Source organism: Shigella sp. FC1967, assembly GCF_001743005.1.
In the GTDB taxonomy this organism is placed as follows: domain Bacteria; phylum Pseudomonadota; class Gammaproteobacteria; order Enterobacterales; family Enterobacteriaceae; genus Proteus.
In genome coordinates, this window is record NZ_MIIZ01001065.1 from 1 (window position 1) to 14897 (window position 14897).

A 14897-nucleotide genomic window follows, 5' to 3' on the forward strand; every position below is an offset into this window, starting at 1 on the left:
CTTTAAAAGAAACAAACCCTATTATGATCACAGTTATGTTATTTTATTGTTAACAAATACGGTTAATGCTGTATATTTTTTCATAATCAGCTTTTCAGCGCGATTCAATTCCTTATACTGGCATGGCAAACACTCAAAATTGCCTTTTTTTAAATATTATTTTAAGTAATGGAATAGCTATGGATAAACAACAATCCAGAGTCTTCAGCCTGTTCTTTAAGGGAAGCCTCGTCAAACAAATACTCGTTGGTTTAGTTGCAGGGATCTTACTTGCTTGGTTAGCGCCAGAAGTAGCCAAGATGATGAGTCTATTAGGTACCCTGTTTATTAGTGCATTGAAAGCTGTCGCACCTATCTTAGTATGGGTACTGGTTATGGCTTCGATTGCTAATCACCGTCAAGGGCAAAAATCGAATATTCGCCCTGTATTAGTTTTATATCTGTTAGCAACATTCTTTGCTGCGTTAACCGCAGTTGTTGCCAGCTTTATGTTCCCATCAGTTTTAACGTTAGTTGTTAATGAATCACAACTCTCACCACCTGAAAATATTGCTGAAGTTCTTAAAGGCGTATTAATTAATGTGGTTGCTAATCCTGTTGATGCGCTGATCAATGGTAACTATATGGGCATCCTAGCGTGGTCTATCGGCCTAGGTTTAGCATTACGTCATGCAAGTGATACCACTAAAGCTTTAACGCAAGATTTAGCTGACGCAGTAACAAATCTAGTACGTGTTGTTATTCGTTTAGCGCCTATCGGTATTTTTGGTTTAGTGTCATCAACGATCGCAACAACAGGCTTTGAAGTGCTTGCAGGCTATTTACACGTTCTTGTGGTACTCATTGGCTGTATGCTGTTTGTCGCTTTAGTCGTGAATCCACTGATTGTATTTTGGAAAATTCGCAGTAACCCATATCCATTAGTATTGGCATGTTTGCGTGAAAGTGGTGTCACTGCGTTCTTTACTCGTAGTTCAGCAGCAAATATTCCGGTGAACATGGCAATGTGTCGTCGTATGAATTTAAACGAAGATACTTATTCTGTTTCAATTCCATTAGGTGCAACCATCAATATGGGTGGAGCAGCAATTACTATCACTATTTTGACATTAGCCGCAGTAAATACATTAGGTATGCCTGTTGATGTGCCAACCGCATTATTATTAAGCCTTGTTGCTGCAATTTGTGCTTGTGGTGCATCTGGTGTTGCTGGCGGTTCTTTACTGTTAATTCCACTGGCTTGTAGCATGTTTGGTATTAGTAATGATATTGCAATGCAAGTCGTTGCCGTAGGTGTGATGATTGGCGTGTTACAAGATTCAGCTGAAACGGCACTGAACTCATCAACGGATGTTCTCTTTACTGCAACAGTTTGTATCGCTGAAGATAATCGTATTTCAGATAATCCATTAACTGAAAAAAATAATGGGTAAAAAGGGTAAGTCGTAAGACAGGAAGCGCTGTAAAAATAATCATAATAAAAAAACAGAACCCCACATTTATGTGGGGTTTCTTTTTGCTATTTTAAGTTAATGATTTAGATGGTTAGCGCTAACTCAGTTCCTTGTCTAATAGCGCGTTTGGCATCTAATCCGCGAGCATCTTTTGCGCCACCAATAAGATGAACAGTTTTGTTTTCTTGTTCTAAAGGTGCAAATAGAGGATGGTAAGCGCGTTGCCCTGTACATAAGATAATATTATCAGCCATAAGAAGTCGTTGTTTTCCATCTTGTTCAATCACAAGGCCTTCTGGCGTAATTTTTTGATAATGACAATGTGTTAAGAATTTAACGCCTTTTTTCTCTAATGTGAGTCTGTGTATCCAACCTGTTGTTTTACCCAAGCTTAAACCTATTTTCCCTGCTTTACGCTGCGTCATAATAATGTGTTTAGTCTCGTCTCTAAGGTGGTCAGCGGGTTTAATGCCACCACGAGATGAAAGCGTCGGATCAATCCCCCATTCTTTGTTAAAAGCACAGGGGCTTAGGCTACTGCATTGTCCTTTTTGTGTCAGATAAAGACCCGTATCAAAGCCAATACCTCCGCTACCGATGATCACGACATTTTTACCTACAGGTTGATGGTGTTTTAAAACATCAAGGTAAGTTTTAACGATCTCATTATCTTGCCCTTCAATATCAGGACGATGAGGAGTAACTCCACTGGCTAGAATAACTTCGTCAAAGTTTTTAAGATGATCAGGGGTGGCTTCAATATTATTTTTTACAATCACACCTGTGAGTTGTAGTTGTCGTTTAAAGTAGCGTAAGGTTTCTTTAAACTCTTCTTTTCCGGGAATTTGGCTTGCAATATTCAGTTGCCCACCAATAACATCTTCTTTTTCAAACAGCGTGACATGATGGCCTCGTTTCGCAGCGGTTACCGCAAAAGATAATCCTGCGGGACCGGCTCCAACAACAGCCAGCCTTTTAGGTTGTTGAGTTGGAATAACGTGAAGCTCGGTTTCTCGACAAGCAAACGGATTCACTAAACAAGAGGCGGTTTGACCTGAAAAAATTTCATCAAGGCATGCTTGATTACACGCAATACAAGTATTGATTTCATCTTCGCGTTCCTGTTGTGCTTTACGCACAAACTCAGGATCAGCAAGAAAAGGGCGAGCCATTGAAACCATATCAGCACAGCCTTCCGCTAAAATAGCCTCTGCGGTTTGTGGTGTGTTAATTCGGTTGGATGTAATAAGTGGGATATTCACCTTTCCCATTAATTCACGCGTTACATTTGCAAATTGACCTCTTGGCACCATGGTGGCTATCGTGGGAATTCGCGCTTCATGCCAACCGATCCCTGTATTGATCATTGTCGCGCCCGCTTTTTCAACAGCTTTGGCAAGATAAAGTACCTCTGATGCATCTGAGCCATCTTTAATTAAATCCAGCATAGAAAGACGGTAAATAATAATAAACTGCTCACCGACAGCTTTTTTGATGCCTTCGAGAATACGTAAAGCGAAACGACAACGATTTTCAATATTTCCGCCCCATTGATCGTCTCGCAGATTAGTATGGCTGACTAAAAATTGATTAATTAAATAGCCTTCAGATCCCATAATCTCAACACCATCATAGCCCGCCTTTTGAGCTAATTGAGCACAGTGAATATAGTCATTGATAGTCTGTTCGATTTGTTGATGACTCATTTCTGTTGGCATAAAAGGGGTTATTGGGGATTGAATGGCAGAAGGGGCAACTAAGTTAGGTTGGTAACTATAACGACCGGTATGCAAGATCTGTAAAGCAATTTTACCGCCTTGTTGATGAACGGCGTCAGTAATGAGTTGATGAGTTGGTAGCTGGCTTTCACACATCAATGTTGCAGCGTGCGGTAATAACACACCTTGTTTATTGGGAGAGATCCCGCCAGTCACTATTAATGCAACACCTGCTGCGGCTCTGTGGGCATAAAACTGTGCAAGTTTTGGGGCATCATTCGGATTTTCTTCTAGTCCAGTATGCATAGAGCCCATAAGAATACGGTTTTTAAGTACAGTAAACCCTAAATCAAGAGGTGAAAATAGATGAGAATAATGTGCCATCAGATGCCCTTCTTAGACTGGTCAGATGAGATATCTATTAGCATAACGAGAAGTGAGTGATTAAGAGTTTATTATGTTAATAAGTTGTGATCTAAATCATGGAAAAGGTGAGTTGCTGGCTATAAAGCAATAATAATCTAAGTGATTAGCTAATGAGAAACAAATAGTGATAATAAAAAATTACACTCATTCATAATATTTCATCATATAATGTAATGTACCTATTAATACGTAATTAAAAACACACATCACTATTTTTGAATTTGGAGACGTTATGATTAATAAATTTAATCAACTTGTTGACTGTTCTGACTTGGGCAAATTGGTATTACGTGTTTCTCTTGGCGTTTTTAATGTTATTACATGGACTTCATAAAATGGAACCGGGTGGATTAGCAGGTATTCAGGGGATGTTAGCGAATTTTAATCTACCCGCCTTTATTGCCTACGGCACAGTGATTGGGGAAGTGGTTGCTCCTATCTTACTGATTATCGGTCTATTTACTCGTATATCAGCACTTGTTTTAGCGGGTACCATGTTTGTTGCCGTCTTAATGGTACATTCTGGCGATCTCTTTGCATTAAACCCTAAAACAGGGGGATGGGCACCAGAAAGCGCGGGCTTTTATCTCTTTGCTGCAATTGCTGTCATGTTTTTAGGGAGTGGGCGTTTTGCTGTTAAAAAAGATTAATAAATTTAATTATCAATAAATTTGAATCTTTTCGTTACAACTTGATTAATATTGATGAATAAACACCCAGATCTCACACTCTATGCAAACTGGATCTGGGTGTTATCTTTTAGGTAGCCTTATCGTTTCTCGTTTTCAGCCTAAGCTGTTTTTATTTTTGAGTTGCTGGTGTTAGCTTAAATACCTTTTCATTTTCACCTAACCATTGGCGAGCGACTTGATTTATATCGTTAACATTTAATGTTTTTATAATCGAAGGATCAGTAAGTAAACGCTGATACTGTTGGTCATCCGTGGCGACTTGTGCAAGGGCATCTGTCCAATAGCTTGCACTGTCATTCACCTGTGAATTTTCAGTTAGCCAGATATTTTTAGCCTCTTGTAACTCTTTATCTGTAATGCCTGACTGCTTCACTTCATTCACGACTTTACGAGCAAGAGTAATTAATTCATCTGCACGTTCAGGTGATGCCGTAAAGTTTAAACGGCCAGTATAGTAACTTGTCGGCACTTTCGTTAACATTTCAGAGAAACCCAGTGAATAAATACCCCCTGCTTTTTCTCGTAGATTGAGCCTTAAACGCTGGCTGATCACTGTATCCAGTAAATTTAATGCTAATACGTGTTGCTGTGACCATTGAGCAGGTGCAGCATATTGAATGCTAATCATGCTCTTATCACTACTTGCAATAGGGTATGTTTTATTAAACGAGGTCAGTTTAGGATTAATTGCGGGATCTGCCCAAAATAAGCGTTTTTCTGAGCGTGTTGGGAGACTTGCAACCCAGCGTTCAACCAGAGGTTTTACCTGATTAATATTGACAGGGCCACTGATGACTAATGTCATATCAGCCGGTTGCCCTAAAATCATTTGGTTTGTCTGCTGTAATTGTTGGACAGTAAAGTGCTTCCAAGCCCCTTGAGGTGAAACGACAAGACGTTCACCATTTTGATAGCTTTCTTTATTGATATTATCCAAGAAGGTACGTTCAACCGGTGTTTTTGAAATACCTAATGCCATGGCTTGCTTTTGTTGCTCTAACTTCTCGCCATTAAACTGCGGTGATGTCACTTTTAGATGCATTAATGTGAGTAAGGTTTCCAATTCATCAATCGGTGCTTCGCCTCGAAAGCCATGGAATAACAGTTCGCTATAAGGGCGTAAACTAATTTGGTGTTGCTTAGTAAATAACGCCAATTCACGCGCATTATAATGACCATATCCACTGACTTCAGGTAATTTTAATGCCCATTGCACCATGCCTAAGCTTTGATGTGTTTCAAGTGAAGAGCCACCCGGAATGCGCAGTGAAACTTGAATATTATCTTTGAGATAACTGTCATTTTTCACAATCACTTTGACGTTATTGCTTAGTGTCCACGCTTGTGTTTTTTCAATCGGCAGTGATTGCGTTGAAACAACTGAACCTGTGAGTTCAGGTTTAACATCTAATACAACGGTTTGCGTTTTTAGGGTAAATGCGCCGGGATTGGATCGCCTAATTTCTTGCCAGCGTTGTGCTGCTTTAGTTGCATTAAACAAACTCGCATCATTATCTGGGCCAATCACAGCAACTCGTGGCGATGACTGTTTTAGATATTGGGCAAAATAAGCTGACAATGTTTCAGGAGCCACTTTATTGATTAATTGATAGCTTAAATTTAGTGCCTGTTTTTTAGTTTGAATTGGCATATCCAACTCAATAGCCGTCGTGATTTGGTTGGCTAAATAATCGTGCTCGTAACGTTCTTCTCCTGCTGCTTGTTGACTTAGACGTTTTAGCATCGCGTTGCGCGCATTATCTAACTCTTCTTGCGTTACTGGAACAGAGGCTAGGCGTTGAACTTCGGTAAATAAGATATCTAATGCGCCTTGGTAATCATTACCTTTGGGATGCGCAATCATCAATTGTTGTGAACGACGAGCGTCTAGCATTGCACCTTGAGTATTGGCGCTAATAGAAGCTATTAGTCCATTATCAACAATAGTAGAGAAACGTTGATTTAAAATTGATAACCATAGTGAATCCATTAAGTCTTCATATTGGCCTTGGCGACTGTTTAAAGGGGCTGGCAAAGTTCGTTGTAAGGTAAACTGCAAAATACGTGAACCTTGTTCTTTATCGAAAACCGTTTTAACCAGTAGATCTTTATGATCGATAAAATGGTGCCACGATGGGTCGTCAATCCCTTTATTCTCGCTGTTTTTGGCGTTAAATAGTTGCTTAATATCGGCAATAGCATCGCCTTGATTAAAGTTACCGACGAGTACTAATGCCATTCTTTCTGGTTGATACCAAGTATCGTAATAGCGTTTTGCATCTTTCACATCGCCATGTTTAACGATTTCTAAATCACCAATAGGATCACGATCCAGATAACGGCTACCATAATAGCGCAACTCTTCTAACTGGCGGTTAATGCGAAAACCGATCCCTTGACGCAAACGCCACTCTTCAACAATAACGGGGCGCTCTTTATCAAACTCAATAGGGTCAAAGGTCATTTCAAATGCCCAGTCAGATAAGATCTGTAATCCCGTTTTAATTTGGATTGGGTTTGCATTCGGCAATGACAGCTTATAAGTCGTCGCATTTAAACTTGTTGCTGCATTTACATGACTCCCTAACTTCATGCCTAGACTTTCAAGTTGTTTAAAGCCCGTAGTTCCGGGAAAATGAGTTGTACCTTTAAATGCCATATGCTCAGTAAAGTGTGAAAAACCAAGCTGCTTTTCATCTTCTTGAACAGAGCCGCTTTTGACTAAAAGACGCATTTCTACCCCAGTCTGTGGGCGTTGCAGTAAGTAGACGTCTAAACCGTTATCGAGGGTAAAATGGCGAATATCAGGACGCAGGAGTAGCGTATTTTTGTCATTTTGATTAGAGCTGCTTGCCGCACACCCTAAAAGAGAAAGACTGACTGAAAGGATCAGTAAGTTACGATACATATTCGGTAACTCCAGTAGGTTGAGAGGAGGACACGGTAGGGGCTTTGAGTGAAATCACATGATCTGCAATCACATGGATGAAGCGCTGATGGCTGACTAAGGCAATCCCCGCGGTTGGCAGATGTTGTTTTAGCAACTGCAACATATTCAGTGCATTTTGTTCATCGAGTGCAGAGGTGGTTTCATCTAATAAAATAAGATCAGGTTTATTGAGTAATAAACGAGCAAAAATAAGGCGTTGTTGCTCACCACCAGATAGGCGTGTTGTCCAATCCGTTTCCAGTGAAAGTTGATTTTTTATTTTGTCTAAACCGACTAACTGAAGCACTTCTTCATACTCTTTAGAGGAAAATTGATTCGGCTGACAAGGATAAGCGAGCAAGCTGTCTAAACGTGCAAAAGGTAGATACATACGCTGTGGGATCCAACACACATTGGGTGAACGTTGAATTTCCCCTTTGAAATAAGGCCAATGTCCACTTAATGCTCTAAGTAGTGTTGATTTACCTAAACCAGAACAACCTTCAATAACGGTTAATTCACCTGTTTTTATAGTGAAGTGAATATCTTGGATTAACAGGCTGTTATCTTGCATAAATAGAGAAAGATTAGCTTTTAATTTAGTTTGTTTATCATTTAAATCAGAGACTTCTTGCTCATGATCGTGCTCTAAAAGCACCACGAAATTATAAAGACGCGTCACTGTGGCTTGCCATGCGGCAATCTCTTTATACGAGAAAATAAACCAACTTAATGCGCCTGCAACACTAGAGAATGCTTGTCTTAATTGCATTAATCCCCCTAGCATTAACTCGCCAGCAAGGAATTTAGGTAGGGCAAAAATAATGGGCGCCATTGCCGTCGCTTGTTGATAACCCACAGTGAAGAAAGCCAAATTTCTTTCGTAGCGGATAAGGTTATTCCAGTTACGAATAACCCCTAAAAAGCGACCCATTAATTCGTTGCGATCGCTGATTTCACCACGTTGACCTGCAATCGCATCGCCATGTTGTTTGCGAGTGATAAGCGCAGTACGGTAATCCGCTTCTTTGCGTTGTTTATCCATATTAATTTTACGCAATGGCGAACCAATAAACTGCGTAATGGTGATCCCAATAATGGTATAGATAATACAAGCCCAGAACATATAGCCGGGAATTGTCCATTCACTCCCCCCTAAGGTGAAAGAGATAGCGCCAGACAGCGACCAAAGAATGGTGGCAAAAGAGATAAGTGTGAGTAACGAGTGTAAAAATGTCACCGTTAAACGCATGGTGGATTCGATCAGTAAACGAATATCTTCTGCAATACGCTGATCCGGGTTATCAGGCTCTTGAGAAGTCAGTCTTAACATATAGTGTTTACTGTTTTTTGATAACCAGCGATCAAGCACTTGTTCAGTCATGCCTTCTCGCCAGCGAATAACCATTTTTTGGCGTAAGAAATCGCCCATTACTACCACAGTAATTAATCCCGCAATAATAATGACAAATTGTTGAAGAAGCTTGTACAGTGCTTGTCCATCAAGTTGTTGTAATGCGTTATAAAAACTACCATTCCATTCATTCATTTTGACGTTAAACCAAACGGAAGACAGGGTTAAGGTCAAAGAGACAATCAATAGAAACCAGCAGTAAAGGGCGGCACGCCGCCCCCAAAAAGGTGAAACTAAATAGAAAAATTGTTTTATTGTTTTCATTGCTTATTGGTCATATTTTTATTGTGTATCGACTTGGTTGCTCACATTAACTTCGTCAATTTATTAATAGTCGTAGCTGACTTGTAACCAGAACTGACGACCTGGTTCATACGATTTGTAATCTTTGTCTTGATAAGTGAAGTAGTCAGACACATTTTTAGTGTTAAGGACGTTATTGACTTCAACAGAAATACCTACACCATAAGCAAATTCAGGTTTCCAACCCAGTTTGGTATCCCAAGTAAAACGGCTACTGTAATTACGTTTTTTGTATTCAAATAATGGGCCATATTCACTTGGTTTTGGGGAACCATTATTGGCTTTTTCTGCTTGTGAACGAGCGCCATTCCATTGAAGGCGGTTATACCAAGTCAGATCTAAATTATCCCAAACACTAGTGAGTTCAGCCGTGACTTTTAATGGAGAGTTAAAGTTGCCAGAAGGTAAGTCTTTTGCATTGATGATTTTTCCGTCATACCACACTTTGTCGTAGTTCATCCCTTGTACACTAGGATCGAAGTTGGCATAGCCAGAATCTTTAGGTGTATTCGTTTTGCTTTGTTGCCAGCTAATAGAAGCATTAAAAACATGGTCAGCTTGCGCTAATTCCCACGGCTGACTATTTTTCACAGAAAGTGTTACGGTATCGTGAGTACTACGTCCATTGTTATTAAATTGACGAATTCTTATTTTATCTTTGTCATTTGGATATTTGGTATCACTACGCACTTCGTCACGACCTTCACGATGAACATATTGTAAACGCCATGTCGTGGATGCGATTTCTTGTTGTAAACCTAAAGTAATTTCATCGTTATAAGGTGTTTTTAGCGAATCGACGCCTTCAAAGTCAGTACGATTTTCCCAATCATTCGGATTGTCGTTATCACAAGAGTAATAGCAGTGCTGTAAGCCCGCATTCTGTGCGCCATAAAGCGCATAAGTCAGCATGGAGCGACCGTAGTAACGGTTTACACCACCAATAATTAAAGTATTACCAGTGCCCCAAATATCATAAGTTCCGCTTAAACGAGGAGCGATATTGTTTTTTTGAACAAAATCATCACGATCTAATCGAACACCTGGGCGTAACGTTAAACGTTTATATTGGATATTATCATCAAGATAAATCGAATAGTTTGTATACGAAGCATCATGTGTACCAGCAAGGAAACGTGTTGTTTGCTCTAATGAACCCATCCACTGATCATCCCAAGTGGAGCCAGTATAGGTATAGTTGTAGTAGGTTTTGTCGCGAATATAAGAGCCTTTAGTACGGCTGATCTCAAATCCTGTGGTTGGCTGATGGCTTACAGCACCCCATTCAACAGGATTAAATCGCATAATACTTTTGGCGTTATAGGTTTCTTGTTTGCTCTTCAAATCACCTTGACCACCACTACTTATCTGCTGTGGATTTTTCCAATCGGTGTAGTCCTTGATGGTCACAAATTCGTCTTGATCGTTAGAACGTTTATCTTCCAGATTTTGATAACCTGCCGTTAATTCTAATGAACCAAGATCAAGCTGATGTTTATAAAGTGCGGTAAAACTTAAACCATTATGCTCGTTGTCATAACCTGAGTTATAGACAGAGCCGGAGAATAAATAGCTTTTATATCTAGCAATATTACTTGATAAATCAAAAGTTTGCTTTTCCGAAATATCCCAAGAATATTTAATAAAATAGTTATCTGAGGTACGGGTTTGATCTTTATAATGAGGTGTTTGCTCAACTTGTTCCAGTTCACCATCAGGATGACGGATCACTCCACCTTCAGAGCTAATCATCATTGGGATCGTTGATTCACGACGAGATGCAGAGAAAATAAGCCCAGTATTGTCTGTTAAGCTTGTTTCAAACCAACCACCAAAGTTTTGTTTATCGTATTTTTTCTGGAATCGGGCTGGATTACTGAAATCATTATTTGCAGTATCAAAATTTAGTTTTGGATCGGTGAAAATATTGTTCCAGCTTGAACGAGTTGTACGATAATAGGCGTTGGCGTGTGTTTCACCAGACCAACGACGGCTTTGTACTTCAACGGTGCCACCCGTAAATCCGCCAAATTCCACAGGAATATTGTTATCGTAAACGGCTACGCTATCAATTAGGCGACTATCAAGGTACATCCCTTGTTCGTCACTACTAATGCGTGTGTTGGTTTCACCTAAATCTGATTTTGCAGGGTCAAAGTCATTGTTAAAACTGACACCATCAAGCTTGTAAGAGTTTTGATAACTACTAGAGCCGTGAATAGAAATACGAGAAGGTTTAATTTCACCCTGATTCATTGAGGTGCTGTCGTTATTGGAAAATTGAACAGCAGGGTTACTTTTTAGTAAGTCAGTAACGTTTCCATCACCTGTATTACGCTGTTTTATCTCTTCTGCGGTGATGTATTGCGGTGCGGAAACGACATCGGTAGCTGGATGATAAGCATTACCGACACCTGTGACTCTAACTTCAGGAATAACAATCTTGTTAGCCGTTGCGAGAGGACGAATAACAAATCCACTTCCTTGTGGAATAATTTCTAATCCACTCCCAATTAACACTTTTTGTAATGCGGTTTGGGTTTCAAATTGACCTGAAAGTGCTGGAGCACGTAGGTTTTTAACCGAATTCGCATCAAATAAAATTTGTACTTGCCCTTGTTTTGCAATGGCACTTAATGAATCAGCTAAAGACTGTTCTGGTAACGCCACAGAAACGGTAGATGCATAAGCGCAAGGTGCGGCAATAGTGGTACTTATTAGCAACGCTAGCAGAGACCTCTTAAGGATCCCTTTTTTTATTATTCATTTTCATTTCACCAATCCCATTCACTAACTTAATAATTGTTGTTACTAGGGAAGAGGGTGAAATGAGAATTATCCTCACCTGTAAAAAAGAATATTTTTCATATTTCTTTTTACTTATTGATAATTAACGCATTATTTTTATCAGTAAAAACAACATTAACCGGTAATATAAGTGGCATTGCGGTAATAAAGTCTTTGGCATTGTTTATGTTAGCGATCCCTGAGACTTTCATTTTGGCAATTTCGGGAGAGGAAATTTGAATATTGATATCAAGATAAGGCTTGAGTTTGGTGATCACCTCATTCAGTGGACGCTCAAAGAAATGCAGTTGGCCAAAACGCCAACTTCCCACGGAATCAATATCAACGGAAGAGATAACAAAATGGTCACTTGCTAATGTGCTGGTGGCCTGAGAGCCTGCATACAAATAGTCTGGAGAAGATTTTGCTGTTGCTTTTACTTCGACGATCCCTTCATGAACAGCAACGTTAATTTGATTGTTATCGTAGCGACTAACTTCAAATTCGGTACCAACCACTTTAATTAATCGGCTATCAGCATGAACATAAAAAGGGCGATACGGATTTGATTTTACTTTGAAATAAGCTTGTCCTTTATCTAGCCATAATCGTCTCTCTTCTTGCACATAAGCCACTCTTACCTGTGTATTTCTGTCTAAATAGACTTTAGAGCCATCGGCTAAGGTCATTTCTTTCGGTAAGTCACTGGTTGCAAGTGTCATATTGTCCATCAATAATGCAGGCAAATGACTGTAAGGAAGGTATAAAACAGTGAGTAAACAAAGAGTCGCCGTGGTGTGGAGCATGGGACGCCAAAGGGCGCGTTTTTTCTTTTCAACTGTGGCTATTGTCGGTCGTGGTAATGCATCGCATTGACGCCAGATCCCTGCAATCTCTTGATACGCTTGTCGGTTTATATCATTTTCTATCCATATCTTAAACGCTTGGCGTTGTTTGGGCGTCATTCTTTGGCTGTGTTGTCGGGTAAACCAAAGTGCGGCTTGCTCATCAATCGATTCATTGAGTAATTCATCATTAGTCTCCAAAAAAAGGGAGTCTATATCCTCATCTGTGTGAGGTTTAGTTTCCGGGATATTTTTTTCCGGCTTACTCATCATTCGTGCATTTCTCCTGTCCTGCATCGACATATCTTTTGCAATGTAATAGGGCAGCCGCAATATGTTTTTCCACCATACTGATTGATATTTCCATTTGTTCTGCAATTTCGCTTTGTGATAGTCCATCAAAACGATAAAGAACAAAGGCTTCTCGACGGCGTGGAGGTAATGTTTCAATTGCTTCGCTAAGTAGATCTAAACGCTGTTGATGCTCAAGGACATATCCCGGATCAAGCTTCGTAGTATAATTTTGAGCGGCGTCATCTAGTTCACAATCATCCTGATAGATATCTTTTTGCTTTTGATTTTTTTTCCAATGGTCGATCAACACGTGGTTCGCTATTTTAAACAGAAAAGCACGCTGTTCTTGCACAGGTGTTTGTTCTTTTCTGTTTAGCCATAGCGTAAACACATCTTGAGACAAATCATCTGCATCATGGTAATTCCCCGTACGTTTGTGGAAAAAACGCACAAGTTGCCCGTAGGTTGATTGATAGGCACAACTAATTTTTTGTGCCAATGATTTATCGCTAGCCATATTCTCTGGTGTCTAAAAAAGAGTGAAATAATAAGCTCTTACTGCTTCTGAAGCGAACAAGTTATGATAATTATCAAGCTAATTTTTTATTGTATTATTAATAATAAGCAATATCATTTGTGTTTGTATTATGCCTATAATTCATCAGAAAGAAAATCAGAGGCAAGAATTATGAGTAGTATGTCGGCGACTTTTTCACGCCGTAGATCATTTTCTATTGGTGGATTAACCGCCAGTATTTTATTTCATGCGACCTTAGCCGTTGTCGCGATCGGCTGGATAACCTCTAAAGATGAACGCTATGGCGTTTTACCACCCGCGATGACAATGGATCTTGGTATTTATCAATTAGCGCAAGCAGAAACAAAAGAAGTCCCTGTTGGGCCTGAGAAAGTGATGTCTGTTCCTGAACCCGCAGAGACAGAGCCTGAACCTATCAAAGAAGTGTTAGATTTACCTAAAATGCCAGTAGTAGAACAAGGTACTTATGAGCGTGTTCCAGAAAAACCGAAAGTAAAGCCCGTGGTGAAGCCAAAACCTGTTGTGGTGAAAGTCCCTGATGATCTTCCTGTTTCAGAAGCACCATCAGATATAACAAGCGCACCTATTTCTGGCTCTAATTCAAGCAGTCGTGCTCAATTTAATAGTTTATCTTCCTCTTCAGTGAGCGGACAAATTGGGTGGGAAAGTTTAATTCATAGCCATATTAATGCCTATAAACGTTATCCACGAACAGCATTGCGCTTTAAAGCAACGGGGGTGACACAAGTTGCGATTGTGTTAAATGCAAAAGGTGAGTTATTAGATTCGAAAGTGGAAACATCGTCAGGTAATCGTATTCTTGATAAAGAAGCGTTAAATACCATTAAACGCGCTTCGCCATTTCCAGCCCCAGACAGCGATCGTTTAGAAAATGGAAATATTTCGTTTACCGTACCTTTAAGTTTTGATTATAGGCAAGAGAGCTAATTCATACCTCTTCTACCGTTATTTATTACATTTCAGACTAATTAAATAAAAAGCAGAGAATAATCTCTGCCTTTTTATTATAGAATAGAGTAAATAAATTAATTATTTACTCATACGCTTGTACTTCATACGACGAGGCTGAATAGCGTCGTTGCCTAATGTCCGTTTTTTGTATTCTTCGTATTCAGTAAAGTTACCTTCGAAGAACTCCACTTTACCTTCATCTTGGTAATCGATGATATGTGTCGCAATACGGTCAAGGAACCAACGGTCATGGGAAATAACCATGGCACAGCCTGGGAACTCTAACAGGGCATTTTCTAATGCACGTAAAGTTTCACGTCGAGGTCATTGGTTGGTTCATCGAGCAGTAACATATTGCCGCCAACTTGTAGCAGTTTAGCAAGGTGTAAAACGACCACGTTCACCACCAGAAAGCTCACCAACACGTTTACCTTGATCCACACCTTTAAAGTTAAAGCGACCAACATAGGCACGGCTTGGAATTTCAAAGTTACCAATGCGCATAATGTCTTGGCCACCTGAAAC

Annotated in this window: 8 protein-coding genes and 2 pseudogenes; 3 read left to right on the forward strand and 7 right to left on the reverse strand. The window is 39.8% G+C overall.

Annotated features, from left to right (window positions below):
- Window positions 1–179: 179 nt before the first annotated feature.
- Window positions 180–1433, forward strand: a complete 1254-nt coding sequence (gene sstT, locus BHE89_RS18350; protein WP_069368671.1) for a serine/threonine transporter SstT — start codon at window positions 180–182, stop codon at window positions 1431–1433.
- 104 nt (window positions 1434–1537) lie between these two features.
- On the opposite strand, the gene BHE89_RS18355 is transcribed toward sstT, so the two are convergent.
- Window positions 1538–3556, reverse strand: coding sequence for an NADPH-dependent 2,4-dienoyl-CoA reductase (locus BHE89_RS18355; protein WP_069368670.1), 2019 nt, complete (start codon window positions 3554–3556; stop codon window positions 1538–1540).
- A 274-nt stretch (window positions 3557–3830) separates the two neighbouring features.
- Between BHE89_RS18355 and BHE89_RS18360 the strand changes: the two are divergent.
- Window positions 3831–4248: pseudogene (locus BHE89_RS18360) on the forward strand (DoxX family protein).
- Window positions 4249–4399: 151 nt separating this feature from the next.
- Here the strand turns inward: BHE89_RS18360 and BHE89_RS18365 are convergent.
- The 5 genes from BHE89_RS18365 to BHE89_RS18385 form a co-directional block, all read right to left on the reverse strand.
- Window positions 4400–7198, reverse strand: coding sequence for a M16 family metallopeptidase (locus tag BHE89_RS18365; protein WP_069368668.1), 2799 nt, complete (start codon window positions 7196–7198; stop codon window positions 4400–4402).
- Window positions 7188–8897 (reverse strand): ABC transporter ATP-binding protein/permease, encoded by a 1710-nt coding sequence (locus BHE89_RS18370; protein ID WP_069368667.1) that lies wholly within the window; start codon window positions 8895–8897, stop codon window positions 7188–7190. Before BHE89_RS18370 ends, BHE89_RS18365 begins: the two co-directional genes overlap by 11 nt.
- A 63-nt stretch (window positions 8898–8960) precedes the next feature.
- Window positions 8961–11660 (reverse strand): TonB-dependent receptor, encoded by a 2700-nt coding sequence (locus tag BHE89_RS18375; protein WP_286146286.1) that lies wholly within the window; start codon window positions 11658–11660, stop codon window positions 8961–8963.
- Window positions 11661–11812: 152 nt separating this feature from the next.
- Entirely contained in the window at window positions 11813–12841 is a 1029-nt protein-coding gene (locus BHE89_RS18380) for a FecR family protein (protein ID WP_286138905.1), read from the reverse strand.
- Complete coding sequence (locus BHE89_RS18385; RefSeq protein WP_069368665.1) at window positions 12831–13379, reverse strand: RNA polymerase sigma factor; 549 nt, start codon at window positions 13377–13379, stop codon at window positions 12831–12833. Before BHE89_RS18385 ends, BHE89_RS18380 begins: the two co-directional genes overlap by 11 nt.
- Before the next feature lie 171 nt (window positions 13380–13550).
- On the opposite strand from BHE89_RS18385, the gene BHE89_RS18390 reads away from it, so the two are divergent.
- Window positions 13551–14348, forward strand: a complete 798-nt coding sequence (locus BHE89_RS18390) for an energy transducer TonB (RefSeq protein WP_069368664.1) — start codon at window positions 13551–13553, stop codon at window positions 14346–14348.
- A gap of 102 nt (window positions 14349–14450) precedes the next feature.
- On the opposite strand, the pseudogene BHE89_RS18395 reads toward BHE89_RS18390, so the two are convergent.
- Window positions 14451–14897 (reverse strand): annotated as a pseudogene (locus tag BHE89_RS18395) (ATP-binding cassette domain-containing protein); the annotation flags it as partial.